The 26378-nt window shown below is 74.5% G+C and carries 26 protein-coding genes; 12 read left to right on the forward strand and 14 right to left on the reverse strand.

Annotated features, from left to right (window positions below):
* Nucleotides 1–4 precede the first annotated feature (4 nt).
* The 13 genes from AB0J40_RS20535 to AB0J40_RS20595 form a co-directional block, all read right to left on the reverse strand.
* Nucleotides 5–370: a hypothetical protein gene (locus AB0J40_RS20535; RefSeq protein ID WP_364455258.1), complete on the reverse strand. Its 366-nt coding sequence runs from the start codon at nucleotides 368–370 to the stop codon at nucleotides 5–7.
* Nucleotides 370–2409, reverse strand: a complete 2040-nt coding sequence (locus AB0J40_RS20540; protein ID WP_364455261.1) for a hypothetical protein — start codon at nucleotides 2407–2409, stop codon at nucleotides 370–372. Before AB0J40_RS20540 ends, AB0J40_RS20535 begins: the two co-directional genes overlap by 1 nt.
* Nucleotides 2410–2434: 25 nt before the next feature.
* A complete protein-coding gene (locus AB0J40_RS20545; protein ID WP_364455264.1) occupies nucleotides 2435–2983 on the reverse strand; it encodes a hypothetical protein in 549 nt (182 codons plus the stop codon).
* 11 nt (nucleotides 2984–2994) lie between these two features.
* Nucleotides 2995–3486, reverse strand: a complete 492-nt coding sequence (locus tag AB0J40_RS20550) for a hypothetical protein (RefSeq protein WP_364455266.1) — start codon at nucleotides 3484–3486, stop codon at nucleotides 2995–2997.
* A complete protein-coding gene (locus tag AB0J40_RS20555) occupies nucleotides 3483–5219 on the reverse strand; it encodes a hypothetical protein (RefSeq protein WP_364455269.1) in 1737 nt (578 codons plus the stop codon). Before AB0J40_RS20555 ends, AB0J40_RS20550 begins: the two co-directional genes overlap by 4 nt.
* Complete coding sequence (locus AB0J40_RS20560; RefSeq protein WP_364455272.1) at nucleotides 5216–7861, reverse strand: hypothetical protein; 2646 nt, start codon at nucleotides 7859–7861, stop codon at nucleotides 5216–5218. The genes AB0J40_RS20555 and AB0J40_RS20560 overlap by 4 nt, the downstream gene beginning before the upstream one ends.
* Nucleotides 7858–8070, reverse strand: a complete 213-nt coding sequence (locus AB0J40_RS20565) for a hypothetical protein (RefSeq protein WP_364455274.1) — start codon at nucleotides 8068–8070, stop codon at nucleotides 7858–7860. The genes AB0J40_RS20560 and AB0J40_RS20565 overlap by 4 nt, the downstream gene beginning before the upstream one ends.
* Nucleotides 8071–8083: 13 nt before the next feature.
* Nucleotides 8084–8545: a hypothetical protein gene (locus tag AB0J40_RS20570; protein WP_364455277.1), complete on the reverse strand. Its 462-nt coding sequence runs from the start codon at nucleotides 8543–8545 to the stop codon at nucleotides 8084–8086.
* A gap of 19 nt (nucleotides 8546–8564) precedes the next feature.
* Nucleotides 8565–9761 (reverse strand): hypothetical protein, encoded by a 1197-nt coding sequence (locus AB0J40_RS20575; RefSeq protein WP_364455280.1) that lies wholly within the window; start codon nucleotides 9759–9761, stop codon nucleotides 8565–8567.
* Nucleotides 9762–9820: 59 nt separating this feature from the next.
* Entirely contained in the window at nucleotides 9821–10573 is a 753-nt protein-coding gene (locus AB0J40_RS20580; protein WP_364455282.1) for a hypothetical protein, read from the reverse strand.
* A gap of 28 nt (nucleotides 10574–10601) precedes the next feature.
* Nucleotides 10602–13418: a LuxR family transcriptional regulator gene (locus AB0J40_RS20585; RefSeq protein WP_364455285.1), complete on the reverse strand. Its 2817-nt coding sequence runs from the start codon at nucleotides 13416–13418 to the stop codon at nucleotides 10602–10604.
* A 354-nt stretch (nucleotides 13419–13772) separates the two neighbouring features.
* Nucleotides 13773–14501, reverse strand: coding sequence for a hypothetical protein (locus tag AB0J40_RS20590; protein ID WP_364455288.1), 729 nt, complete (start codon nucleotides 14499–14501; stop codon nucleotides 13773–13775).
* 34 nt (nucleotides 14502–14535) lie between these two features.
* Complete coding sequence (locus tag AB0J40_RS20595) at nucleotides 14536–15111, reverse strand: RNA polymerase sigma factor (protein ID WP_364455290.1); 576 nt, start codon at nucleotides 15109–15111, stop codon at nucleotides 14536–14538.
* Between the two features lie 355 nt (nucleotides 15112–15466).
* Here AB0J40_RS20595 and AB0J40_RS20600 point away from each other — a divergent pair, with 355 nt between their 5' ends.
* From AB0J40_RS20600 to AB0J40_RS20655, 12 genes are all read left to right on the forward strand, one after another.
* Nucleotides 15467–15919: an LEA type 2 family protein gene (locus AB0J40_RS20600; RefSeq protein ID WP_364455292.1), complete on the forward strand. Its 453-nt coding sequence runs from the start codon at nucleotides 15467–15469 to the stop codon at nucleotides 15917–15919.
* A 9-nt stretch (nucleotides 15920–15928) separates the two neighbouring features.
* On the forward strand, nucleotides 15929–16372 hold the full coding sequence (locus tag AB0J40_RS20605) for a hypothetical protein (protein WP_364455295.1): 444 nt from the start codon (nucleotides 15929–15931) through the stop codon (nucleotides 16370–16372).
* Complete coding sequence (locus AB0J40_RS20610) at nucleotides 16369–16851, forward strand: hypothetical protein (RefSeq protein ID WP_364455298.1); 483 nt, start codon at nucleotides 16369–16371, stop codon at nucleotides 16849–16851. Before AB0J40_RS20605 ends, AB0J40_RS20610 begins: the two co-directional genes overlap by 4 nt.
* Entirely contained in the window at nucleotides 16848–17267 is a 420-nt protein-coding gene (locus tag AB0J40_RS20615; RefSeq protein WP_364455301.1) for a hypothetical protein, read from the forward strand. Before AB0J40_RS20610 ends, AB0J40_RS20615 begins: the two co-directional genes overlap by 4 nt.
* Nucleotides 17268–17350: 83 nt before the next feature.
* Complete coding sequence (locus tag AB0J40_RS20620) at nucleotides 17351–17704, forward strand: prepilin-type N-terminal cleavage/methylation domain-containing protein (protein WP_364455303.1); 354 nt, start codon at nucleotides 17351–17353, stop codon at nucleotides 17702–17704.
* Between the two features lie 73 nt (nucleotides 17705–17777).
* Complete coding sequence (locus AB0J40_RS20625) at nucleotides 17778–18866, forward strand: type IV pilus twitching motility protein PilT (RefSeq protein WP_364455305.1); 1089 nt, start codon at nucleotides 17778–17780, stop codon at nucleotides 18864–18866.
* Nucleotides 18863–20392 (forward strand): GspE/PulE family protein, encoded by a 1530-nt coding sequence (locus tag AB0J40_RS20630; protein ID WP_364455308.1) that lies wholly within the window; start codon nucleotides 18863–18865, stop codon nucleotides 20390–20392. The genes AB0J40_RS20625 and AB0J40_RS20630 overlap by 4 nt, the downstream gene beginning before the upstream one ends.
* Nucleotides 20389–21594, forward strand: a complete 1206-nt coding sequence (locus AB0J40_RS20635; protein ID WP_364455311.1) for a type II secretion system F family protein — start codon at nucleotides 20389–20391, stop codon at nucleotides 21592–21594. The genes AB0J40_RS20630 and AB0J40_RS20635 overlap by 4 nt, the downstream gene beginning before the upstream one ends.
* A complete protein-coding gene (locus AB0J40_RS20640; RefSeq protein WP_364455313.1) occupies nucleotides 21594–22034 on the forward strand; it encodes a type II secretion system protein in 441 nt (146 codons plus the stop codon). The genes AB0J40_RS20635 and AB0J40_RS20640 overlap by 1 nt, the downstream gene beginning before the upstream one ends.
* Nucleotides 22028–22651 (forward strand): prepilin-type N-terminal cleavage/methylation domain-containing protein, encoded by a 624-nt coding sequence (locus AB0J40_RS20645; protein WP_364455315.1) that lies wholly within the window; start codon nucleotides 22028–22030, stop codon nucleotides 22649–22651. Before AB0J40_RS20640 ends, AB0J40_RS20645 begins: the two co-directional genes overlap by 7 nt.
* Nucleotides 22648–24654 (forward strand): hypothetical protein, encoded by a 2007-nt coding sequence (locus AB0J40_RS20650; RefSeq protein WP_364455318.1) that lies wholly within the window; start codon nucleotides 22648–22650, stop codon nucleotides 24652–24654. The genes AB0J40_RS20645 and AB0J40_RS20650 overlap by 4 nt, the downstream gene beginning before the upstream one ends.
* Complete coding sequence (locus AB0J40_RS20655; RefSeq protein ID WP_364455321.1) at nucleotides 24651–25421, forward strand: prepilin peptidase; 771 nt, start codon at nucleotides 24651–24653, stop codon at nucleotides 25419–25421. Before AB0J40_RS20650 ends, AB0J40_RS20655 begins: the two co-directional genes overlap by 4 nt.
* On the opposite strand, the gene AB0J40_RS20660 is transcribed toward AB0J40_RS20655, so the two are convergent.
* The gene (locus tag AB0J40_RS20660; RefSeq protein WP_364455324.1) at nucleotides 25422–26270 is read right to left on the reverse strand and encodes a helix-turn-helix transcriptional regulator; all 849 of its coding nucleotides are present in this window, start codon (nucleotides 26268–26270) and stop codon (nucleotides 25422–25424) included. It lies immediately after the preceding gene.
* Nucleotides 26271–26378: the final 108 nt, after the last annotated feature.

Raw genomic sequence — 26378 nt, forward strand, 5'->3', positions numbered from 1 at the left:
TCCTTCACGAAGCGGTGAGCTTGTCCTGGCCCGCGGCGACCGTCACGGTGTTCGCGGGGTCCGGCGGTGGGGTGAACGGCGGGTTCTCGGTGGCCGCGTGCAGCGCGTCGAGCAGCACGGGATGGCCGTCGACGGTCAGCTTCCCGGCCGATCCCGGGTTGGGTGCGGCGGCGGGAGAGGTCGTCTTGCACGGCGTGGGAGGGGCGCCCTGCGGGAACGTGCACCCGACGTAGGTGGCGGGTGCGGCGGCGTCGGCGAAGAGCAGTACGGCCTGCTTGCCGACCGTGAGTTTCGCTTCGCCGGTCGCCGGCGTGCGGATCCCCTGGTGGGCACACGTGAACGTGCCGGCGATCGTGACGGGGAAGGCCATCAGCTCACGTCCATCGTTCCGCCGGCGAGCGCGACCCGGACGTCCTTGGCCTTGAGGTCGATCCGCCCGTCCCCGGCGTCGAACGTGATCGACGAGCCGGTCACCGACACGCTCCCGTCGGCGCGGAGCGTGATCCGCGCCGGTGTCCCGGATTCGGGCTTGGTCTCGATCACCACGCTGCCGGCCGGGCCGCCCGCGGCCGGGTCCGGCCGGTCCGGCACGTTCGTCAGGTTGGCCGGGTCGTCGACGACCCGAAGCACGAACCGCGCCGTCTCGATGACCCGGTTGCCCACCGCGTCGATCAGGTCGTGCGCGGCGGGGCCGTCCGGCGGCTGCTGATCCACTTCGGACGGTGGGCCGCCGTCGCGCGGCAGGTGCTCGGTGGCCGCGGCGTTCGCCGGCAGCGCCAGCCAGTAGTCCCCCGGTTCCGCGGCCGGGCCCGCGTTCACCGCCCACAGGGCGCCGACGTCCACGTACTCCCCCGGCCCGCCCGCGCCGTCGACCAGCAGCACCCGGGTGGCCGGGTAGCGCGGCAGCACCAGGCCGAAGTTGCCCCACGCGAACGGGGTCGCATAGGGCACCCGGTGCGCCTCGGCGGGCCGGTCCCGGCCGACCGAGGCCCGCTGCGCGGTGCTGCCCGAACCGTCGCCCGGGTCCCGGGACACCCAGAAGTCGCTGGTGTGCCGGGTTTCGGTGGCGGCGGCGCCCACGTGGTCGTGGACCAGGCCGACGTGCGAGCGCGCCCGCTGGGCGACCCCGGCGGTGAGGCTGGCCGTGGCGCTGCGGAGGCTGACGGCGAAGGCCTGTGCCGGGTCCGCGGCCGGCTCGCCGATCGGCGGCACCGCGCGGGAATCGGGCGCCGGGGTGACGCCGCCGACGTCCCAGCCGTCGTCGCCGTCGGCCAGCACGAAGGCCTTCGCGACGGTGATGAAGCCTTCCTCCCGCGAGATCCGGTGGGTGACCTCGGTGATCCGGCAGCGCACCGGCGTCGGGTCGGGGGCGAGGTCACCGAAGGGCCGCGTGTTCAGCGAGCCGAGCAGGGTCGCGCCGATGCTCGGCGGCTCGACCTGCGGGAAGTCCTCCGGCGGCAGCTCGACGACGAGCGTGTCCCCCGGTTTCAGGTCCGGCCGCCCGAGGGCGGTCACCGACACCGTCAGCCGCGACTGCGGCGCGTCCGGCCGGTCGCCCGCCGCCTGCTCCCGCGGGCGGGCGGACCCGCGCTCGATCGCGAGCAGGCCGCTGTCGTCGTCGAGCCGCCGGTCGACCGGCAGCCGCGGTCCCGCGGCGCCCGCCCACACCCCGACGTGCAGGACGCCGTTGCGGATCAGGGCGAGCGGCTGCCCGTGGAGCCGCAGCAGCTTGCGCGCCTGGTCCTCCAGCACCGCCGTCAGTGCCTGCAGGCAGGTCCCGTGCTGGACGGGGACCTTCACCGGCGCGAGCACCCCCGGCGGCGGCTGGAAGTCCGCGAGACCGTACTCCTGGACCAGCCGCACGCCGGCGCGCCCGGCGATCGCCCGCACGGCGTCCCGCAGGCCCGGCTGGGGTACCGGCACGACGTCGGTGCCCGAAAGCTGCGCCGTCACCAGCTCGCGCGCGCTGACCACGACCTCGAAGCGGCGCGGGCCCGAGCGGCGCCACAGCCGGTCGACGCGCAGGACGGCGACCAGGCTCAGCGGCGGCGGGTCCGGGGTGATCGCCCCGAGCGGGTGGTCGAGCCCGGTGAAGCGGGCCAGGTCGCCGGCCAGGCCGGTCGGGGAATCCTTCCACCACAGGTAAAGGGACGCGGCCAGGTGCCGCCCGCCGCGGACGTGGATCTTCTCGTAGTCCGCGTCCGTCATGCCCTCGAACACGACTTCGTAGGCACCGCCGGTGAGATCGGCGGGCAGGACGGCGGAAACCGAACCGGCGTAGGTCTCGCTGCCGATCGTGGCCAGCGCGGTCCCGGACTCCTCTTCGAAGAACACGACCGCCCAGGCGGGCACCGTGCCCGGCGTGACGTCGGGCCCTTCCGCGGTCGCGATCAGGGTGCCGAGGCTCATCGGTGACCTCCTTTCTCAGTCGCTGTCAGGCGTTCAGGGCGGGGATGCCGGGGTCGCCGGCCGGGCGCGGCGGGCCGGTGTCCGGTGCGGGCCCGAGGTCCCGCCAGCGCAGCGCGAGCCTGCTGGCGAACTGCCCGGGGCTGCGCAGCGTGCCGATCGTGACGACCAGCAGGTCGACGGTGACCTCGACGACCGCCACCGCGCCGAGCCGCAGCGCGGCCGGCACGCCGGCCACCACGGGGACCGTCTCGCCGATCACCCCGTCGGCCACCAGGGTCAGGCGGGGCCACGCGGCGCCGGCGTCCCGGGCGGCCGCCGGGTCGCCCGGCACCCGGGTGTCGAAGACGACGGCCTGCGGGTCGGCGGCCAGGACACTCCGCGCGACGCCGAGCGGGACGGCGAGCACGAGACCGCGCGCGCCGTCGAGGTCCACCCGGACCGGCAGGCCGGCGGTGAGCTCCTGCTTGAGCACCCGGGGCGCCGCGGGTCCGCTCGCCGGCACGTCGGGGCCCGGCAGCGGTGGCACGTCGAACGGCGGCCGGCCGATCAGGCCCGGCAGTGCGGGAAAGGTCATCGTCGCCATCCTCAGATCGGCAGCGCGTCGGTCAGGGCGCCCACCCCGACGGACGCGACCTCGAGCAGCTTGGCGAGGCTGCCCGGCCGGGGCAGGTGGATCAGCTGCATGGACACGTCGATCGCGTCGCGCCGGCCCGACGCCTGGGTGAACGTGAGCGCCTGGACGGCGAGGTCGGTGCGGATCGTGGCCGCGGTGATCAGCACCAGCCCGCCGACGGCGTTCTTGGTTAGCCGCGACAGCGCGGTGCCCTGCCGGCCCGACTCGGCCAGGTTCTCCAGCGCGACCTTCCACGCGAACCGCGACGGGCCGAGCAGCACGGCGCTGAAGCTCAGAGTGTCGTCGTGCGTGACGACGGCGACCCGCCGCCGGCTGCCGCCGATCTGCGGCACGAAGTAGGTCGAGGCGATGGACAGCTGGGTGACGGCCCAGAGCGGAACCGGCACGATCCCGTCGGACAGGATGGCGCTCGGCGTGTGCAGGCCGGGTTCGTAGCCGCTCACGGGGCACTCCCTTCGGGCAGTTCGATGCGGCGCTCCGGCGGGTAGGGGCCGGGCTCTTCGAGGTTCTTGAAGGCGAGGTATTTCTCCGCCGCGCCGGTCAGCCACGACAGCTCGCCGCCCGCGTTGGTGACGACCCGCCCGACGCCCTTGCGGGCGAGGATCTTGGTGATCCGGCGCTGCACCGCGTCGGTGGTGATGTCTTCGGGCCGGACCCGCGCGGCGTACGCGCTGACTTCGGCGGACGCCTCCCGGGCCCGCTGGATCGCGTCCGCGAGCTTCGGCGGCAACGGGACTTCGTCGCGCTGGAGCCAGGTCCCGAACTCGGCGACGTCGGCGGCCATGTTGTCGACGATGTTGTCGAGGAGGCTGCTGACCTCGCCGAGGCCGCGGGCGGACAACGCCTTGTTGTCGCCGAACCAGACCTCGCCGGTCCGCAGGTCCACCGCGGCGAAGTCGGTCCCGCCGACCGTGACGCCCAGGTCGGGCACCTTGATCACCCAGGCGTCGTCGGCGAGCTGGAAGGCGGCGGTGAGCTCGCCCAGCAGGCCGCGCACGTGCGACCGGGCCAGCGCCCGCGCGTACCGCTCCAGGGTCGCGACCGGCTTGCCCTCCCGCCGCTTCTCCACGGCGTACCGCAGCCACTTCTCGGCGAGTTCGGCCAGGTGTCCCGGGCTGCGCGCGGCCAGTTCGACGACGGCGGAACTGCGGCCCAGCCGCCGGGCGATCTCGTCCTGCGTCGGCAGCCCGATCTCGGTCGCCGCCCGGTCGAGGACGGCCGCCCGCGTCCGGGCCTGGACACCGCCGGTCTCGCCGGGTCCGGTGTCGTGCAACGATTCCCGGTGCACGTCGTTGAGGCGGCGCAGGGCGGCTTCGAGGTCGGTCCGCTGCTGCCCGGTGATGCCGTGCTCGGCGCAGAAGCGGTCGACGAGCCGGACGAGCTCCCCTTCGCTCTCCCGCAGCACCGCGAGGCGCAGGAAGTCCGGGTCGAGGACGTTGGCCCGGTTCACCAGGTCCCGTTGCGGCACCGGCAGTTCCCGGTAGGCGGCGTGCACCCGTGCCGTCGTGGCCTGCTGCCGGCCCGGGCCGGCGCCGAACGCGAAGTCCAGCCCCGGGTTCCGGATCTCGTCGAGTGCATCGGCGAGGTGCCCGAGCGACTCCTCGTCCATCCCCTGCTTCGCCAGCACGTCCCGCAGCGCCGCCTCCGCCCCGCGTTCGTCGCGCAGCGCGGCGTCCAGCCGCTCGGGCGCCAGGAGCTTGGCGCGCTCGAACGCGGCCCGCCGTTCCACGGCCAGCGCGCGCACCCGGGTGTCCCGCCGCGGCGGGGCCTGCGCCGGCGGGGCCGCGTCCGGCGCCCGCCGCTTGTCCGGCAGGTTCGGCCGGTCGCGGGCCCAGCGCTGCGGATCCGCCAGCGCCAGGACGTCCTCGGCCAGCGCCGCTTCGAGACCGCGCAGCTCCTGCAGGTCCGCCTCGGTCGCCGGGCCCGCGAAGAGCCGTTCGTAGATTTCGTGCACCCGCTCGCGCAGCCGGCCCACGCTCGCCATCGCCGCCTCGAAGTCCTCGACGTACCCGAGCCCGAGGACGTCCAGCGACGAGCCCACCGACTCGGTCCAGAGCTCCCGCAGGCGTTCCTCCGGCAACCGGGTGCGGCGCCGCACCTCCGCGAGGCCTTCCCGCAGCCGCGGGTGGTCGCGCAGGACGGCGGGGACCGGGTGCGGCCCGGTTCTCGTCGTCACGGCGTGTCCCGCCCGGCGGCGCGGGCCGCCTCGGCCATGACCGCGCGCAGGTACTCACGGGAGACCTCGCCGTGCGGGTCCTCGCGCACGACGGCGTCGATGAACCGGTCGATGGCCGAGGACAGCACGAGGTTCAGCACGTACCCCTTGACCGCTTCCCGCAGGAAGGCGCTCACCAGTTCTTCGGTGGTCGCCAACGCGAACACGTGCGCCGCCTCCTTCTTGGCGAGCCGGATCGCGGCGATGGCCGCGGCGCGCCGTTCGGCCCCCGGCAGCGCCAGCCGCACGGCGCCGGAGAGCCCGCGGCCGACCGGTTTCACCAGCGGGAGGAACGCGAGCGCGGCGCCGATCCAGGCCGCCCACAGCTCGGCCTCCACCTGCGCCCGGGTGATGATCTCGTCGCCGCCGAGCAGCGCCTTCCGGATCCCGCGGTGCTCGTACGCGGTCGCCAGCGCGCCGATCGCCTGGCCGGCGCCGACCAGGAACGCCGCCGGCGGGCAGAACACCGCCAGGAACGCGATGCCCCAGACGTTGAAGAACTCCGTCAGCTCGGCCTTCCCCTGTTCGGCGTCCGCGAGGGCGTGCAGGGCGTCGACGTACACGGCCTGGTAGGCGAACATCGGGCGCAGGCGCTGGTCGGCCAGCCGATGGATGCCGGTCAGCCGAGCCCCGATCTCGTCCGTGCGGTCCTCGGTGAAGCTCGCCAGGCCGAGCGCGATCGAGCGGTCCCGGCGCACCCGTGCCGTCCGGTCGAGGTTCTCCTGCCGGACTTCCTTGAGGACGGCGGAAAATTCGGCGTCCACGGCTTCGGTGACGGCGTCGCCCTGTTGCTCGCTGCGCGCGTCGTCGCGGCGCTGCGCGTCCTTGAGCCGGCTCACGACGTCGGACAGGTCCTTGATCTTCTCCAGGAAGGGGTCGATGCGGAACGCCTCTTCCCGGGCGGTGCCGATCGCCAGTGCCAGCTGGTTCTCGTTCCACCAGCGGCCCTGCGCGTCCTTGGCCCAGTACGCGCCGTCGAGGACGACCACCGCGCCCGCCGGCCGGCTGTCCGGCGCGGCCTCGCGGATGGCGGCCACGACGTCGGCGCTCGCCTGGCGCCATCCGGTGTGCACCAGGTTCGGGGCGCGCCAGGCGAGCGCGGGGTTGTGGTCGCGTGCCTTCGCGGCCCCGATCCGGCGGCGCAGGTCCTCCAGCTCGACGCTGCGCGAGAGGACGATCACCAGCAACGCGCGGGTGAACCGCATGTACCGCGGGAAGTTCGTACGGTCGAGCCTGCGGTGCAGCTCGGCCAGGCTCTGCTCCAGCACCTCGAGCAGGACGTCCTGGCAGGCCGACACGAACAGCTGACCGACGGCGTCCCGCCGCACCCGGAAGAACAGCTGGTGGAAGTGCAGCGCCCACTGTCCGCTGTGGCCGGCCACCGGGCACGGCAGGGACCGCGCGCGGTCGCCCGCGTACATCGCGTCGACGTACGCGGCCGCGAGGTTGGTGACCAGCACCGAGATCTCGGCCAGCCGGCGCAGGTCCGCCTGCCGGCCGCGGGTGCCGCCGCCGAGGAAGCCGAGCCCCTCGCTCTGCCTGCCGATCTCCTGCGTGGCGACGAGGACGAACGAGCCGACGTAGCCGCCGCTGTCCGGCAGTTCCAGCCGGGCGGTGATTTCGTCCATCAGTTCGGCGAAGTGGTCGCGGTCGGCCGGCCACTGGTCCAGGTGGGGCTCGCCGAGGTAGGGCACGCCGAGTTTCGCTTCGCCGTCGGTGGTGAGGTCCAGCGGCGCGCAGTCCTTGCCGTACTCCCCGGCCGCGACGTCTTCGGTGAGCACCGCGACCGGCAGCGTCCCGGTCGTCAGGCCCGCCGGTCCCCGGTACCAGCCGACGCGGGTCGGCCCGTCGAGGAACTCGTACCACGCGCCGGGTCTGGTGAACGGGAATCTCTTGGCCGCGGCCAGTGCCCGGTCGGCCAGCCGACGGGCGGGCACCGACTTCCGGAGTCCCGCGAGGTCTTCCAGGATCAGCTCGGCCAGCACCGCGTGCCACTGCGCTTCGGTGCTGAACCGGCGCCAGAACCGCAACCCGTCCGCGACGAGGCCGCCGGCCGGGCGCTCGGCGCTCCCGTCGCGGGTGTACTCGGTGAAGGGCGCTCCGGCCCGCACCAGGGGCGAGCGGGCCGGGCCGCTGAAGTCCACGACCCACTGCCACGGCCGGCCCCGCAGGCGGGCGAGGACGAGCAGTTCCCCCGGCGGCGCACCGCCGTAGAAGGCCACTACCGCGCTCCAGACGTCGGCTTCGTCGGCGAAGTCCCGGAGCCGCAGCTTCCTCGGCGCGCGTGCCGGCGCCTTCGCCGGCGGACCGCCCGCGGTCGCGGCCTGCAGGCGGGTGGCGGCGGCGTGCAGGCCGCTGCGGGTGGCGACGGCCAGCCCGGTGGCCAGCGGCGGCGGCAGCGGATCGCCGGTGAAGCGGACGGTCGTCGCGGGCGGCCCGCCGTCCCAGGTCGCGTCGCGGACCGCGGGCACTGCGCGGGCCCGCTCGGCCGCGCGGGTGGTGGCCCGCTCGGTCGCGTCGCGCAGCAGCCCGGCCACTGTCTCCGGCGACCGGGCCGGGTCGACGTCGAGCCGGACCCGCACCGGGATGCGCACGGTCGTCATGCCAGTCCCTCCAATGCCGCGGTCAGCCGGTGGATGGTGGTGTCGGCGAGCAGGTCGGGCCGCTCCGGCGAGACGAGCCGGACCTCGACCTCGACGGGGAACTCGAGGACCAGCTCGCCGGAGCGCACGGTGGGGTGCGCGCCCGTCTCGTCCCACCAGTCCCCGGCGGGCGACAGCAGCGCGCCGGCCGCTTCCAGGTCGTCGGCCACGAAAACCCCTCCCCTACAGCGAGGCCTGCAGCGGGCCGGACGTCTTGGCGCCGCCGGCGTCGGTCGCGTCGACCTGCATGGAGAAGCCGGAGAACGTCGCCTGCGGCGCGCCGAGCACGGTGGCCGCGGTCGGCGAGGCGCTGGTGATGACGCACCGGCTGAGCACGATCGTGGAGAACGACCAGTCGTCGCCGGAGCGCTCCTGCATCGAGATGCTGAACTCGGTCGCGTTCAGCGCCAGCGCGGTCAGCTGCGCGGTGGCCGGGCCGATCGCGTTGACCGTCATCGAAAAGGTCAGCGCGTACGGCTGGGTCACCACGCCGACGTGCGTGCGTTCGATGCTGTGCAACGGTTCCGCGGTCGTGGCGAAGGTCGGCGTGAACGACTGGATCGGCGAGATCTCGTGGTCGGTGCCCTTGTCGTCGGTGTAGTGCACGGCGAGGCGGGTGTTCCAGCTGGTTTCGGGACTCGACATCGTGGCTCCTGGTCGGTGCTCAGAACTGGGGGGCGAGGGTCACGTTGAGCCGGTGCACGGCGGGCCCGTACGTGACGCTGATGAGGACGGACACCTGCCGGGTCTGGCGGGCGGCCACCACCTGGGCCTGCTCGGCGGCGCTGCGGGCGCTTTCCGGAAGCGCGAGGATCGGCAGCAGCGGGATGGTGACGGAGAAGTCGTCGATCACCGCGCCGAGCCGCAGCGGGCCGAGGATGCCCTCCACCCGGACCCGCACGGCGGTGAGGCCGGCCTTGGTGATCCGCGCGTCCCCCACCGTGCCGATCAGCCCGGCCCGCAGCCGGAACTCGATGTCGTCGAGCACCCGGCAGATGTCGACGTAGTTGCGGGCCGGGTCGGCCGAGAACGTGCCGCCGTCGGCCAGGAACAGCCCGGTGCCGGGCACCAGCGCCGGGTCGATCAGCGGGATCACGCCCTGGCTCGCGAGCCCGGTGACCTCGGCGGGGACGTACTGCTGGGTGACCGGCACGGTGAAGCCGCGCACCTGCTTGAGCACGACGCTGGTGGCCGGGGCCTGGCCCGCGATCGCTCCCATCACGGCGGCGGCCGCGTCGGCCACCGGATTCGGGCTCGCCGTCTCGTCGGTGGTCGCGCCCCGCGCGGCGACGAGGATCATCCGGCCGGTGGCGCTCTTCAGCGCCCCGTAGGAGTTCGCCGCCAGCACGGTGTCCACATAGGTCGCGGTGCGGGCGATCGCCGGGTCGATCATCGCGACGGCCATCCGCCGGTTCCCCGCCGCGGACATGTTCTCGACGTGCTCGGCCAGCGCGCGCAGCCCGGTCGCCGGGGTGCCACCGCTGGTGGCCGCGCCGACCGCGGTTTCGCCGGCGAGGCAGACGAACGTGACGTCGTCCGCGGCTTCGAGACCGGCGAGCGCGGCCGCGTAGTTCCCGGCGGCCGGCGTGCGGACGCCGCAGACCTTGGTGGGCCGGGGATCCTGGGCCAGCACCAGGTCGAGGCTGCGGCTCAGCGCGGTCGCCGCGCCCGCCTTGCCGAACAGGGCGAGCGCGTCGGCGTGGCCGGTGACGACCAGCGGCGTCGACGCGGGCGCGGCGGCGCCGTCGGCGTTGCCCACCACGGCGACCACGCCGGGCGAGCGCTGCGCGGCCGGGACCAGCGCGCTGGTGTCGATGATGACGTCGACAAAGGGGAATGCCGGTTGCACGAGCGTGGCCATACCGATCTCCGTACTGGGTCGCGACGTGGTCGATGCGCGCTTGGCGCGGGACTTGGTGGTCATGTGGGCTCCGTGGTGGTGATGACGGCGACGCCCTGGCCGGCGAGCCAGCTCCGCGCGGCGCGCAGCCGGTCGGCTCGCCGCTGCTGCGGCGTCGTGTCGTCCGCCGCTCCCGGCCAGCCGGGGTCGTCGAACGCCGATTCGGGCACGACCCAGCAGACGAGCCGCTCGAACCGGCGGACCGGACCACCGGCGGGCAGGTCGGCGACCGGGTACCGGCCCGCGCCGAGCCGGGCCGCCGTCGTCGCCCGCAGCAGTTCCCGGGGGGACGGGGCCTCGCCGGCGGCGAGGAAGGCCACGAGGACGGGCAGCGGCACCGGCACCGGCGCGGGGTCTGCTTCCGGCGGGCTCATCCGCACCGTCGCGCCGAGCGCGACCGGACTGTCCACACCGGACTGATCGGCGGTGACGGCCACGATGGTCCCGTCCAGGACCGCCGTGCGCACCACGACCGCGCCCGCCCACACCGCGTCGGCGGCGACGGGCGGGATCTGCGCGGTGTCCCAGGACGCGGCGACCTCCCACGGCACCGGTTCGCCGGTGCGCCGGAACTGGGCCATCGCGGACGCGCGGGCGTCGAGCGGCACGGCGAGGTCGAAGCGGTCGAACACCGCCGTCACCGGCTCGGTCACCACGGCCGGGTCGAGTTCGTAGGCCACCACGGCGATCGCGAGCAGCGCGTCGGCGGTCAGCACCGACGCCCGCGCCACCGGATCGGCGAGCCGCACCACCGTCTCACTGGCGACGTCCATGTCCTCACCCCCGCGGTTTCCCTCGCTGTCACCCGAACTCTGCCCGCCGCGGACCCTCGGCGGCATCGGGTGACTCCCTCGACTGCGGCGTGCGCCCGTCCGGGAGCCCACCGTGGTCGCCCCGCGCGTTCAGCGCGTTCGTCAGTTGCGTGCGGGAGCGGACGCCGAGCTTGCGGTAGACCTGCGTCAAGTGGGCTTCCACGGTTTTGCGGGACAGGAACAGCATTTCGGCCGCTTCGCCGTTGTTGTGGCCGGCCGCCACCAGGCTCGCGATGCGCAGCTGCTGCGGGGTCAGGACGTCCGTCGCGACCGGCCCGGGTTTCGCGCCGGGGTGGTCGCCGGCGGCGGACAGCTCGGCGGCCGCCCGCTCGGCCCAGACCTCGGCGCCGAGGCCTTCGAACACCTCCGCCGCCTGGCGCAGCGCCGGCCGCGCGGCCGCGGGCCGGCGCAGCCGCCGGAGCACTTCCCCTTCGCAGAGCAGGGTTCTGGCGTACTCGAAGGGTGCCGTCCGGACGTCACCGGCGTCGCGGGCCGTCGCGAACGCGGCCGTCGCCTCGGCCGCGTCGGTGGCCAGCAGGCCCCGGCACCGCCACGCACCCGCCAGCTGGCCCCGCAGCCCCGCCCCCGCGGCCCGTTCTTCCAGCCAGGCGAGGACTTCCCGCGCGCGGGCGGGATTTCCGGACCGGGCATGGGCTTCGGCGAGGTCGGCCGCGAACGGCACCACGGCCGGGTTGCCGACCCCGCCGGCTTCGGCGTGCGACCACGCCGATTCGAGTGGCTCCAGCGCCGTTCCCGGTTCGCCCGCGGTCAGAGCGGCGAGGCCCCGCACGGCCGGCTCCAGCAGCAGGCGCAGGTCGACGCCGAGCGGGCCGGCCTCCTTGCGGCTGCGGGCCAGCAGTTCCGCGCACCGGTCCGGCCTGCCGCGCGCCGCCTCCAGCCGGGCGAGGGTCAGCAGCCCGAACGCGATCACGCCGTTCGGCGGTGTCCGGGCCGCGACGGCGACCGACTCGGCGGCGTCGGCGGCCGCGGCCGCCCAGCCGCCGGTGCGGAAGCCGAGATCGCCGCGGACGGCCAGCGCGACGGCGAGCAGGGCGGGCGCGTGGCCGCGGCGCAGCCGGCAGAGCGCGGCGTTGACCGCTGTCCGGGCCGGGTCCGGCCGTTCCGACCACAGCTGCGCCAGTGCCAGCCAGACCAGTGCCGCCGGGTCGCCCACCGACTCCGGCGGCGGGAGCTCGCCGGGCGGCAGGCCGTGCATCACGCGGGCGGCCGCGGCCGCCGGGCGCGCCCGGACGGGGAGGGGGACGCCGGCCAGTGACTCCGCTTCGGTGACGGCCACGCACGCCAGGCGTGCCTCCCCCAGCGCCAAGGCGGGCCCGGTCGCGGCGCACAGCAGGTCCGCCGCGCGTTCGGGGTCCCGGTGGGCGAGCCACGCGGCCGCGCCGGCCAGTTCGTCGAACGCCTGGCGGTGCCGGCCGGCGAGCCCCAGTCCCCGCGCGCTCCGTCCGGCCGCCGCGGCCAGGAACGCGGGATCGTCGCGCAGGGAGACGGCCTCGCGGCACCACGACGCCGCTTGCTCGCCGCGGCCGGCTCGCAGCGCCCCGGCCGCGGCCGCGAGCAGGCGCATCGCCCGCCGGTGCGGGTCGGCGGTCAGGTCGGCCGCGCGCCGCAGGAACCGGGCCGCGGCAACGGGATCGGCGGTGCCGCGGGCCAGCGCGGCCAAGCGGGCGGCGAGGTCGTCCGCCGGGCCGGTCACCGCGAACGACTGGTACCAGATCCGCTGGTCCCGGCGGGCGTGGGCGGAAAGCGCCGCGTAGACCGCCTTTCTGGCCGGCTCCGGCGCGTCGGCCAGCAGCACCGGGCCGAGCAGCCGGTAGCGCAGCCGCAGCCGGCCGCCCTCGGCCGCGGTCACCAGGCCCAGCCGTTCGCCCGGCACGATGTCGCGCACCGAGAGCCCCAGCTCGGCCAGCGCGGCCTCGACGGTGGCCGGTTCGGCGGGGCCGGCGACGGCGAGCACGGCCAGCGCCCGGCGCGCCGGCTCCGGCAGCCGGGCGAGCACGCCCCGCCACGCCGGCAGCGCCGACCGGCCGACCTCCACCGCGAGGTCGGCCGCCTGGTCCGGCGTCGCCAGCCGCCGCAGCGTTTCCACGACGGCCAAGGGGTTCCCGCCCGCCGCGTCGACGATCGCGTCGACGTCGTGGTCCGGCGCGAGGAACCCGTGCACCCGGGCCAGCCGGCGGCCGTCGGCGCGGTCGAACCCGGCCAGCCGCACGGCGGGCAGGTCCGGCGGCTCGGCGGCGGCGCCCGGCTCGTCGCGCAGGGCCATGACGAGCGCGACCCGCTCGCGGTCCAGCCGGCGCCCGAGGTACTCGAGCACGAGCCGGGACTCCGGGTCGATCCACTGCAGGTCGTCCACCAGCACCAGCACGGGCTCACGCGCCGACGCGGCGCCGAGCACCCCGAGCACGCCGGCGCACACGGCGAGCACCCCGGCGGCCGGGCCGTCGTCGAGGGCGAGCGCGACCTCCAGCGCGCGCCGCTGCGCCGCGGGCACCTTGCCGAAGTGGTCGGTGAACCCGCTCAGCAGCCGCGCGGCGGCGGCGTAGGGCAGCTCGGCTTCGGCCCGGCTCCCGCGCACCCACACGACCCGGTGCGGCGAGCGGCCGGCGAGGTGCTCCAGCAGGGCGGTCTTCCCGATCCCGGGCTCCCCGACGACGACCCGCGCGGACCCGTGGCCGGCCACCGCCCGGCCGAGCAGGCCGCTCTCCCACCGCCGGCCGGCGAAGGGAGCCGGGCGGTCGTCCCCCGGTCTCCGCCGCCACACCCGCCCGGCATCGGTTCTCCCCACCGCACACCCCCAGCTCGGCTCCCGCGGCCTCCGGCCACGTCGTCCGGCCCGGGAGGGAGGTCCCCTCGCGACCACCCGGACGATCCGGCGACGCTTGCACGGGCCGTCGACAATCCGTCGACAGTGGTACGCAGGGTGCTCCGGGAGCTACGCGATGATGCGGGGCCGGCCGGTCGAGGTGCGCGGCTCGGCGCGCGCGGAAATCCCGTCAGCCTCACCTCGTCAGTCAGCCCAGCTCGTTCTTGAACGGGCGGCGACCGGGAACATTGGGGGTGGTCGGCCGCCGCCCGTCCGGGAGCGGCGATCCCGGGAATGGGGGTGGTGGGATCGCCGCTGGTCCGCGGGCCCGCCGGGTCAGTGGTTGGGCCGGCCCGGCGGGGGTCCGGCCGGGTGCGTGGCCGGCGGGCCGTTCGGGTGCGTGGCGGCCACGTGGTCCTTGCCGTTGTCCGCATTGCCCTGGCCGACGCCGTGTCCCCGGGCCGGGGACTCCTGGTCGAGCACGGTCGCGCAGTAACCGTCGACCTTGGTCCGGCCGCCCGCCGCCGTGATCAGCGCCGTGAACGCGGGGCTGTCCAGCGCCTTGCCGTGCTCGTCCTTGCCGCCGGCGACGTAGGCGTGGCACAGGCCCGTCGGCGACGGGGACGGCGACGCCGGGCTCGCCGCCGGGGTGCCCTCGCCCGGGTGCGCCGAGGTGGTCGCGGACGACGGGCCGGCCGCCGGACGGGCGTGGTCGGACGCCGCCGGGGCCGGGGTCGCGCCGCCGCCCGGCAACGGCAGTACGCCGGTGGCGGCCGCGGCGACTCCGCCGACGGCGAAGACCGCCGCCGCGACGGCCGCGACCTGCACCGGGCGCAGCCTGCTCTTGCTCATCGAGGGGCTCCGGGGTCGAGGGGCTCGGTCGTGACGAGCCGCCTCGAGGAACGCCGTCACGGCCGCGGGCTCCCCGTCCAGCTCGCCGTCGCGCGGTGGGGCGGCCGCGGCGGCGAGCAGGCCGGCCAGCGCGTCCGAGGTGTCGGCCGGCGCACCCCGCAGCAGCTGCTCCGCGGTGTGCCGGTCGAGCCGGCGCCCTTCGTGCTTGCTCATCACACCTCCCTCAGCGTCGGGCGGCCCGAAAGTGTCACACCTGACCGCCGAGGCGGTCGGCGAGCGTGCGAAGGCCCCGGTAGGCGGCGGTGCGCACGGCACCGGGGCGCTTCCCGAGCACCGCCGCGGCGGCCTTGGCGTCGAGCCCGACGACGGCCCGCAGCACCACGGCTTCGGCCTGGTCACGCGGCAGCGTCGCGATCAGCGCGAGCGCCGCGTCCGTGGTCGTCGCCTCGATCGCCGCGGCGGCGGTGTCGTCCGGCGCGGGGCGCTCGGGGAACCACTCGGCGGGCGCGTCGGCGACCGGGCGACGGCGGTGGTGGCGCAGGTGGTCCAGCGCCCGGTGCCGCCCGATCGTGGCCGTCCACGCCCGGAACCCGTCCAGGTCACCCCGGAACGACGTCAGGTCGCGGGCGATCTGCAACCACGCTTCGGAGGCGACGTCCTCGGCGTCCTGGCCCACCAGCACCCGCAGGTACCGGTGCAGCCCGGGCTGCACCGCCCGGTACAGCACCCGGAAGGCTTCCTCGTCACCCCGCCGCGCGCGCTCGAGGGCCGTCGACGGATCGGTGTCCTCCGCCGCGCGGCGAGGGACCGACTCCAGCTCCACACATATCCTTCGCGGTCTGCCCCACCGCATTGGTCCCGGCCATCATGGGCCATCCGCCGGACGGGCGAAAGCCCGCCCCGCCGGGCCCTGGTCACAAGGCCGCATCGGATCACTTCGACGCGTAGCGCCCCCGCCGGATATCGATCGCCCGCGCGCGTAACACGGCCGCGCGCCCGCGATCAAGTGACATCGGCCCCCTTTGTCCGGGCCGGTCGCCCGGGGACCACACGGGCCGGTCGCCCGGAGTGACGAACGTCTCCGATTCCGCACACTCTTCGTGACGGTCCTCCACGGACCAGCCGGTGCGCCCCGCCCCGGCACTTCCCTCCCGACGTAACAGCCAAGGAGCTTTCCCATGCGCAAGATCAGCAAGCGGTCCGCGGTCGTCCTGGGCGCCGCCGGCGTCGTCGTCGTGGCCGGTGTCGCCTACGCGGCCTGGACCAGCACCGGCGCGGGCTCCGGCTCCGTCACCTCGACCACGGCGTTCAACTCGACGATCGGTTCCGACACCACGGGCACGCCGCTCTACCCGGGCGCGGTCAAGACGTTCACCGTGAGCATCGACAACCCGAACGACTACCCGGTCGTGGTGAACGGCATCAGCGCCGGTTCCTCCACCGCGACCTCCGGAGGCTGCGCGGCGGGCACCGTGACCAGCGCCGCGGTCACCAACCCCGGCAGCACCATCGCCGCGCACGGCAGCGCGGTCTACACCCTCACCGCCACGATGAGCGGCTCCGCCACCGACGCGTGCAAGGGCCAGACGTTCACGCTGCCGCTGACCGCCACCCTCTCTTCGAACGCCTGATCGCGGCAGATGTCCAGGTGGCGGTTCGCCCTTCCGGCCGGGGCGCTGGTGGTCTGCACGTGGCTCGTGGTGGGCCCGTCGGCACCGGCGCCGGCCGCGAACGGCAACGGCATCAAGCAGTTCGCCATCACCGACGTGCCCGGCCGGGCCACCGCGCTCGTCCCCGGCGCCACCGGGACGCGGTGGATCCGGCTGGGGAACGCCGAGAACTTCCCGATCCTCGTCCAGACCGTCACCACGACGGTCGGCAGGCCCGTCGACGGCGGCGGGCGGCCCGTGCCGGCCTGCCCGGCGTCGTCGGTGCGGGTCGACGCGCTCGCCGCGCCCGTCACGGTCGCCGGGAACGGCACCGCCGACGTCGCGCTCACCACCCACCTGCTCGCCGGCGCGCCCGACGCGTGCCGCGGCCTCACCTTTCCCCTGACGTACACAGGAACGGCGGTCAAGCCATGAACAGCCCCACCCTGCGCCGCGCGGTCGTCGTCACCGCGGTGGTCGGCGCGACGCTGGGCGGCGGGATCGCCGTCGCGGCCTGGACGAGTTCGGGCTCGGGCTCGGCCACGGCGAAGGCCGGCACGGCCACGGCCCCGACGACCGGCGCGGTGGACGCGTCGGCGATCACCGCCGGCCTGCTCTACCCCGGGGGCACGGGCACCGCGAAGCTCCTGGTGACCAACCCCAATCCCTATCCGGTGACGGTCACCAGGGTGGCCGCCGGAACCGGTGCGCCGACCGGTTCCGGCGGTATCGGCACCTGCACGACGACCGGCGTGTCGTGGCGGGCGGACCAGACGCCGGGCACGGCGATCGCCGCCGGCGGCAGCACGACGCTCACCCTGCCCGGCGCGGTCGCCATGGATTCCACTGTGGACGACGGCTGCCAGGGTGCGGCGTTCTCGATCCCGGTCGTCGTGACGGTGGCGAGCGCATGAGCCGCGTCGTGTTCGCCACGAGCCTGGTCGCCGCGGCGTGGGCGCTGGCGATCAGCGGACTGGTCGCGGTCGGCGACGCGAAGGCCGAAGCCGCCTGGCTCAAGAGCGGACCGGGGTCCGGAATCGCGCGGGCCGACGCCCTGCCGGCGCCGACCGGGGTGAGCCTCACCAACACGGTCTGCAACAACGGAAACCCGCGGACCTCGATCTCGTGGACCAACCCGGCCGCCGGTCTCTGGACCGGCCTCGAAGTGGTGGCCACACCCAGCTCGACCAGCACCGCGGTCACCGTGCTCGGCACCCCGTCGGGCACCTCGCTCACCAACGTCCAGCTGCCCTACCGGCCCGCCTACCTCAGCGTGCGGACCGTGCGGAGCAGCTGGCGCGGCAAGTCCCCGGTGGTGGTCGCGTGCTGACCGCCGAGACCGCCGACCGCGGCCCGCCGGGCGGCGGGCACCACCGCGACCCGACCGAAAACCCGACAACCGAAGGAAATCCCATGCTGCAGAGACTTCGCGCCGCCCGGGCGAACCAGGACGGCTTCACCCTCATCGAACTGCTCATCGTCGTCGTGATCCTCGGTGTGCTCGCCGGGGTCGTCGTGTTCGCCGTGTCGGCGTTCAACGGCGACGGCAAGGCCGCCGCCTGCCAGGCGGACTTCAAGGCGGTCGAAACCGCCACCGAAGCGCAGTACGCGAAGACCGGGACCTACCCGGCCGACGTCACCGAACTGGTCACCAAGCACTACCTGCGCGATCCGCTGGCGCCGTCGGGCACGAGCGGCTACTCCATCACCACCGCCGGCGGCGTGGTCACCGCCACCGGTGCCTGCTCCAAGAGCTCCGGCTCCTGAGCCACCCCGCGGGGCGGGCCTCGCGCCCGCCCCGCCACCACCGTCCACAGAGGACCCTCGTCCGGAGGAAACCATGCCCACCCTCATCGGCAGCCGCGTCGACGGCCTGCTCGAAGCGCTGTGGCAGGCGCGCGGCACCGACCTGCTGCTCACCGCCGGCCTGCCGCCCCAGCTGCGCGTGCACGGCGACCTCTCGGCGGTTCCCGGCCACGCCGTCCTCACCGGCGAGGACACCGACGCGCTGCTCGCCGAGCTGCTCTCCGACGACCAGGCCCGCACCTGGCACGCGGCGCACGAATTCGACTTCTCCTTCAGCTGGCGCGACCACGCGCGCGTCCGCGGGAACGCCTTCACCCAGCGCGGGGACACCGTCGTCGCGCTGCGGATGATCCCCCGCCGCATCCCGGACATGACCGAGCTCGGGCTGCCGCCGGTCCTCACCGACTTCGCCCGGCGCCACCAGGGTCTCGTGCTCGTCACCGGGCCGACCGGGTCCGGCAAGTCCACGACGCTCGCCGCCGTCATCGACCGGATCAACCGCGAACGCGCCTGCCACATCCTCACCGTCGAGGACCCGATCGAGTACGTCCACGAACACCGCCGCTCCGCGGTGAACCAGCGCGAAGTCGGCACCGACACCGAGTCGTTCCCCGCCGCCCTGCGCAGCGCGCTGCGGGAGGACCCCGACGTCCTGCTCGTCGGCGAGATGCGCGACCTCGAGTCCATCCGGTTCGCGCTCACCATCGCCGAAACCGGGCACCTCGTCTTCGCCACCCTGCACACCAACGACACCGCCCAGTCCCTGGCGCGGATGGTCGACGTCTTCCCGGCCGGCCAGCAGGAGCAGGTGCGCGTGCAGCTCGCCGCGGCACTCACCGGCATCGTGCACCAGCGGCTGCTGCCGCGGGTCGGCGGCGGGCTCGTCGCCGCCTTCGAGGTGCTCGTCGCGAACACCGCCGTGCGCAACCTCGTCAAGGAGGGCAAGCCGCACCAGCTGCGCAACGTGCTGGTGACCGGGCAGCGCGAAGGCATGGTGACGCTCGAACAGTCCCTCTCCGCGCTCGTCGCCGCCGGGCTCGTCACGCCCGCCGACGCCGCCGCCCGCAGCCTCCACCCCCACGACATCGACCCGCGTCCCCGGCCGCGGAGCGTGCCGGCATGAGACTCCGCACCCAGCCCCGCACCGTCGACCTGCGCACGGTGACCCCGGACCGCGCCGCCGCCGACCTGCTCGGCGAGGCGAAGGCCCGCGAGCTCTGCGCCATCCCGCTGGCCGTCCGCGACGACTCCGTGCTCGTCGCGGTCGCCGACCCGGCGGCCGCGCCCGCGCTGCAGGACGCCCTCGGCCGCCCGGTGACCGTCGCCGTGGCCGCCCGGGCCGACATCCTCGCCACCATCGCCCGCACCTACCGCGCGCTGACCGGGATCGAGCAGCAGGTCAAGGCGTTCGAGGCGCGGGACTCCGTGCGCCGCGACGCCGTGCGTGCCGACGCTCCCGCGGCCGCGAACGACGACGCGCCGGTCGTGCACGTCGTCTCGCTGATGATCACCCAGGCGCTGCGCGACCGCGCGTCCGACGTCCACGTCGAGCCCCAGGACGACCGGGTGCGGGTGCGCTACCGCATCGACGGCGTGCTCCACGACGTCCTCGACCTGCCCGGCTCGATGGGACCCGCGGTGGTCAGCCGGATCAAGATTCTCGCCGGGATGAACATCGTCGAGCGCCGGCGCCCGCAGGACGGGCAGATCAGCATGGACGTCGAGAGCCGGCCGGTGGACATCCGGGTGGCGACCACGCCGGTCGTCGGCGGCGAGAAGGTCGTGCTGCGGCTGCTGGACAAGAGCCGCCCGCTGTTCCGGCTGCCGCAGCTGGGCATGCCCGCGGACATGGCCGCGCGGTACTCGGCGGTGCTGCGCTCGCCCTACGGCATGGTCATCTGCGCCGGGCCGACCGGCAGCGGCAAGACGACCACGCTCTACGGCTCGCTGGGCGAGCTCGACAGCGCCGAGCGCAACATCATGACCATCGAGGACCCGGTGGAGTACACCATGTCCTCGATCAACCAGATCCAGATCAACGAGCAGACCGGCGTCACCTTCGCCGACGGGCTCAAGTCGATCCTGCGGCAGGACCCGGACGTCATCCTGGTCGGCGAGGTTCGTGACGCCGACACCGCGCGGATCGCCGTGCAGTCGGCGCTGACCGGGCACTTCGTCCTCTCGTCCCTGCACGCCACCGACGCCGCCTCGGCGCTGCACCGGTTGCTGGACATGGGGATCGAGAACTTCCTGGTCGCCTCCTCGATCACCGCGGTGCTGGCGCAGCGGCTGGTCCGGCGGATCTGCCTGCGCTGCCGCGAGTACTACCAGCCCTCGGCCGAGGAACTGTCCTTCCTGGACTCGATGGGCGCGGACGGGCCGGACGGCGGGTTCGTCCGCGGTGCCGGCTGCAACTTCTGCGCGCACACGGGGTTCCTCGACCGTACCGGCGTCTACGAGCTGATGCCGGTCGGCGAGGGAATCCGCTCGCTCGTGCTCGGCAACGCGCCGCACCACGAGATCCACGAGCTGGCCCGCAAGGAGGGCATGCGGACGCTGCAGGACGAGGCGCTGCGGCTGATCGCCGAGGGCGTCACGACCCCGGCCGAGGTGCTGCGGTCGATCTACCTCACCGGAGGGGCACGATGAACCGGTACGCCTACGTCGCCACCGGCCCGGACGGCACGCGCACCCGCGGCGTCCAGAAGGCCGCCGACGCCGATTCGGCCGTCCTCGCGCTGTACGAGCGCGAGCTGCGAGACATCGAGCTCACGCAGAAGAAGAGCGTGCTGCGGCTGGAGCTGACGGCGCCGCGGGTCAAGCGCGAGGTCGTCATGCACCTCTCGCGCCAGCTCGGGGCGTTCGTCCGGGCCGGGCTGCCGCTGATCGACGCCGTGCGCATCCTCGGCGACGAGGCGTCGAACTCGACCGTGGCGCGGATGCTGCGGCAGGTCGAGCAGGGGCTGCGCGGCGGCGAACGGCTCTCGGACTGCGTCGACCGCCACCCGAAGATCTTCCCGGAGTTCTACCGGGAGATCCTGCGCTCGGCCGAGCTGAGCGGTCAGCTCGACGTCGTCCTCGACCAGCTCGCGAACTACCTCGAACGCGACCTCGAAGCCCGGCGCCGGATCAAGGCCGCGCTGATCTACCCGGCGATGATCGCGCTGATGTCGGTCGTGACGGTCGTCGTGCTCGCCACCTTCGTGCTGCCGCGGTTCAAGGCGTTCTTCGCGAGCCTGCACGCGGTCCTGCCGCTGCCCACGCGGATGCTGCTGGCCGTCACCGACTTCCTCGGCGAGTGGTGGTGGGCGCTGCTCGCCGGCGGGTTGGTCGCCGGCCTGCTGTACCTCGCCGCGGTGCGCACGCCGTCCGGCCGGTACGCCCGCGACCGCGTGGTGCTGAGCCTGCCGGCGATCGGGCCGACCGTGCGGCACGCGCTGGTCGAGCGGTTCTGCCGGATCCTGTCGTCGATGGTCGGGGCCGGCGTGCCGCTGCCCGAAGCGCTGCGGGTGGCGACGGAGTCCTTGCGCAACCGCGTGTTCCTGCGGGGGCTGGCCCGGGTCGCCGAGGCCGTCCTCGAAGGCGAAGGCCTCGCGCGCCCGCTCGCCGGGTCCGGGCTGCTGCCGGTGACGGCCGCGCAGATGATCCGCGTCGGCGAGGACACCGGCACGCTCGACACCCAGCTCGAGATCACCGCCCAGTACTACGAGGGCGAGCTCGACTACCGGCTGAAGAAGCTCACGGCGTTGTTCGAGCCCGCCGTCATCGTGGTGATGGGGCTCCTCGTCGGGTTCGTCGCCGTCGCGCTGGTGTCGGCGATGTACGGCATCTTCAACCAGGTGCACATCTGATGAGCGCCGACGACCGGGGCGAGAGCCTGCTGGAACTGCTGATCGCGGTCGCGATCATGGGGATCGCGGTGGTGGCGATCGTCGGCGGCATCGGCGTCGGCGTGCTGATGTCCGACGTCCACCGCAAACAGGCGACCGCGGGCACCGCCGTGCGCGACTTCGGCGAAGCCGTCGTGACCAAGGCGATGGCCGGGGGTTACGTGCTGTGCGCTTCGCCGGCCAGCTACGCGGCTCCGCCGGGGTACACCGTGCCCGCGGGCTTCACCAGCTCGGTGGCGTCCGTGCGGTACTGGTCCGGCGGCGCGTGGACGAGCACCTGCGGCGCCGACAGCGGCCTGCAGCAGGTGACCGTGCGGGTCGCCAGCACCGACGGGCGCGCGAGCGAACAGCTGGTCGTCGTCGTGCGGCGCGGCTGCGGCATCAAGGACGCGCTGTGCTGAGCCGCCGCCCAGACGCCGGGTTCACCCTGGTCGAGCTGCTGATCGTGGTCGTGCTGCTCGGGGTGGTCGTGGCGCCCGCCGCCACCGCGGTCGTCACGGCCGTCCGCACCAGCGACGCCACCTCCGCGCGGCTGGAGCTGTCGCACGACGCCCAGCAGAGCGCCGCGTTCTTCGCCCAGGACGTCGCCACGACGGGCCTGCGCGACTACTCGGGCGAGATCACCAGCGGTGTCGTCAACTTTTTCCCGTCGGTCCAGCTCGATGCGGCCTACAACGCGGGCGGCCAGGTGTGCGGCACGGCCGCGACCCCGGTTTCGGTGCTGCGCCTGCTTTCCGACGACTGGGACACCAGCACCCCGGCGGCGACCCGGCGCACCGCCGTCGTCGCCTACTACCTCGCCGGCACCGAGCTGCACCGCCTGCGCTGCCTCGGGTCCGCGCCGGTGTCCGACTCCGTCGTCGCCCACCACGTCGACCCGGCCACCCCCACGGTCACGTGTTCCACCACGTGCACCTCGGCCGACGTGCCGCTGTGGGTGAAGCTCGTCTTCACCGCGGCCTCCGACCGCGCCGACCCCTACCCCGTCACCCTCTTCGGCCAGCGGAGGCAGTCATGAAACGCCACGACGACAGCGGCGCGGCACTGCCGCTGGTGCTCGTGCTGGTCACGGTGGTCGCCGTGGTGCTGGGCGCGGTGCTGTCGTTCGCCGAGACCAGCGTCCGCACCACGGTGAACCTGCGCGACCAGGCGTCGTCGGCGTACACGGCCGACGGCGCGCTCCAGGCCGCGATCAACGAGATCCGCAACAGCGGTTTCACCGGCGCTCCCGGCCAGCACTGCTTCGGCGCGTCCGACACGCTGACGCTGCCGTCGTTCACCGGCACCGATTCCGCGGCGGTGTCGTGCACCGCCGACCCCGCGAAGGTGCTGATCCAGTGCCCGTCGCTGAGCACGTGCAACCGGCCTGGCAACGCGATCCTGACCCTCGGCAAGGGCGGTGAGGACGGCGTGACCATCACGCAGCCGACCGGGTCGTCGTTCCGGGTGCACGGGATCGTGTACTCGAACTCGACCATCAACGTGGTCAACGGATCCCTCGACACCAACACGGCGGTCTACGCCCGCGGCGGCTGCACCGGGACGATCCGCAGCACACCCGCGCCGGCGTGCGGCTACGGCGGATCGAGCCTCGGCGACGACCCCGGCTACGCGCCGGCGCTGACGTCGGTGCCGCCGCGCCAGGCGCTGCCCGCCTGCACGGCCGCCGGTTCGGTGGTCACCTTCGAGCCGGGGTACTACGACGACGCGGCCGGGCTGTCGGCCATGATGTCCAGCAGCAGCAAGTGCAAGGACAGCACGTGGTGGTTCAAGCCCGGCACGTACTACTTCGACTTCCACAACAGTTCGGCGGTCCGGCCGCCCTCGCTGCCCGGCGGCGACGACGTGTGGACGGTCGACAACGGCTTCCTGGTGGCCGGCACGCCGGTGGACGCGGCCGGCCGGGCCGTGGCCAGGCCGGCGGTGCCGGCGGCGATCCCGGGCGCGTGCGACAACCCGATCGACGACGCGAAGGCACTCGGCGTCCAGTTCGTCTTCGGCGGCGACAGCCGGCTCGCGGTCAAGGCCGGGCAGGCGGAGATCTGCGGCACCTACAGCGGGACGAAACCGCCGGTCGCGCTGTACGGGCTGACCTCGGGCGCGGAAGCGCCGGTCACGGCGACTTTCCCGCCCACCGCGGTCACGCCCGGGGACTTCGCCGACGCCACCGTCCCGCTGTTGTCCACTGTGGACGGCAAGGGCACGACCTGGACCACCACCGCGAAGAACGGCGGTTCGGCGACGCTGGCGGCCACCGGCTTCGCCCCAGCCACCGCGCCGCCGGCCGGGACGATCCTCAAGTCCGCCAAGCTGCGGGTGGTGCACGGCAACGACCGCGGCGCCAAGAACGACGCGCGGACGGTCCAGTTCACCCCCGCCGGCGGCTCGGCGGCGCTCTTTCCCCTGGCCACCCCCGCCGACGGCTCGGTGAGCACCGAGGAGTTCGACGTGACCGGCCAGCTGGCGCAGGCCGTCTACAACGGAACCTTCACCGGGGCCCAGGCGAACTACGCCGTGACCGTGAAGCACGACGGCACCGAGTCCGTGGACGCGCTGCAGCTGGATTTGAACTACACCCCGCCGGCCCTGCGCGCCGAAAGCGGCTGCACCCAGCTGCCGTACACGAGCAGTTCCGCGTGCGCATTGGTGACGTCGGTGAACAACTCGGGCAACCGCTTCTACGTGCAGGGCACCACTTACGCCCCCAAGGCGGTCCTGGACGTCACGCTGAACAACGCCACCGAGCCGATCTTCCGCTTCGGCGTCGTCGCCCGGTCGCTGCAGGTGAAGCTGACCGGCAGCGTGACGTTCACGGGCGCGGTCATCGAGGTGCCCGACGACTCCCCCGGCTTCGTGTTCGGCGTCTACCTGAGCGCATACGTCTGCCCGGGCGCGGGCACCTGCGCGCCGGGCGGGACGGCGGCCGCGCGGGCGCGGGTGGCCTTTGTGGACGGTGATCCGGCGCGGCCGGTGCCCGGGTCGCGGCAGGTGTCGGTGCTGAGCTGGTCGGGTGCCCGGTGATCGCCGCCGTCGCGGGGGTGCTGGGCCTGCTGGTCGGTTCGTTCCTCAACGTGGTCGTCCACCGGGTGCCGCGCGGCGAGTCGGTGGTGCGCCCGCCGTCGCGGTGCCCGGGCTGCGGGCAGGGGATCCGGGCGCGGCACAACGTCCCGGTGCTGGGCTGGCTGGTCCTGCGCGGCCGCTGCGCCGGCTGCGGCGACCGGATCAGCCCGCGCTACCCGCTGGTCGAACTCGGCACGGCGGCGGTGTTCGTCCTGCTGGCGGCGCGGATCGCGCCGCCGGACCTGCCCGCCTACCTCTACTTCGGGGCGATCGGGATCGCGCTCGCGCTGATCGACGTCGACACGCGGCGGCTGCCGAACGTGCTCGTGCTGCCGTCCTACCCCGTGCTCGCGCTCCTGCTGACGGCGTCGGCCTGGTGGCAGGGCGACTGGGGGTCGCTGGTCCGCGCGTTCCTGGGCGGCGCGGCGCTGTTCGGGTTCTACCTGCTGCTGACGGTGGTGTACCCGGCGGGCATGGGCTTCGGCGACGTCCGGCTGGCGGGGCTGATCGGCGGCGTCCTGGCGTACGTGTCGTGGGAGGCGCTGGTGTTCGGCGCGTTCGGCGGGTTCCTGCTGGGCGCGCTGGCGGGCGTCGCGGTACTGGCCGGGGGCGGCGGCCGCCGGACGGCGCTGCCGTTCGGGCCGTTCATGCTCGCGGGTGCGCTCGCCGCGCTGTTCGTGGCCGGTCCGCTCGCGCAGGCGTACCTGCGGTTCACCGGGCTGGCGTGATCACTCCGCGGCGAAGGTCTCCGTGCCGAGCACCGTGAGCAGGGCGAGCTTCTCGTGGCTTTCCGTCCCCGGCGTCGCGGTGAAGACGAGCAGCGACTGGCCGTCGTCGGGCTCCAGCAGCACCTGGCAGTAGAGGTCGAGCGGGCCGACCCGGGGGTGCGTGAACCGCTTGGTTTCGCTCCACCGCAGGCCCACTTCGTGACGCTCCCACAGCGCGGCGAACTCGTCGCTGGTGCGCCGCAGGACGGCGGCCAGCTCCGCCGCCGCCGAGCCGGGCCCGTCCCGGGTGACCGCTCCGCGCAGCTGCGCGACGGTGATCCGGCTGTTCTTCTCGTGCTCTCCGGGGTCGTACCGCTCGCGGGCGGCGGGGTCGGTGAACCAGCGGTACGCCGCACTGCGGGCATTGCCCGTGTACCGGGTCTCGTCGCCGAGCAACGCCACCGCGGACGGTGTCTGCAGCAGCGTCTCGCCCAGCGGGCCCATGACCTGGGCGGTGGCGCCCGCCAAGCCGTCCATGATCCGCAGCAGCCCGGGGCTCACGTGCCGGGACCGCAGGTCGCGCCGGGTGGTGCGGTAGCCGGCGAGCAGGAACAGGTGGTCGCGCTCGTCGGGGGTCAGCCGCAGGCCCCGGGCGATCGCCGCGACCATCGGCTCCGACGGCTGCGGTCCGGTGCCGCGTTCGAGCCGGGCGAAGTAGTCGGCGGACATGGCGCACAGCTCCGCCACCTCCTCGCGCCGCAGGCCCGGCGCGCGCCGGCGCGGCCCGCGCCGCAGCCCGACGTCCTCCGGTTGCAGCGCCGCGCGCCGCGTGCGCAGGAACTCGCCCAATGCCGCGAGGTCGACGTTCATGGTTCCCATCGTCGACGGCCGTGCCCGGCTTGGCCACGGTCTGCGAGTCAGTGGCTGAGCGGGTCCTTCCTCCGCTCGTCACCGCCGCGTTCACTGGGGCGGCGATCG

Source organism: Amycolatopsis sp. NPDC049691, assembly GCF_040675005.1.
Lineage (GTDB): Bacteria > Actinomycetota > Actinomycetes > Mycobacteriales > Pseudonocardiaceae > Amycolatopsis.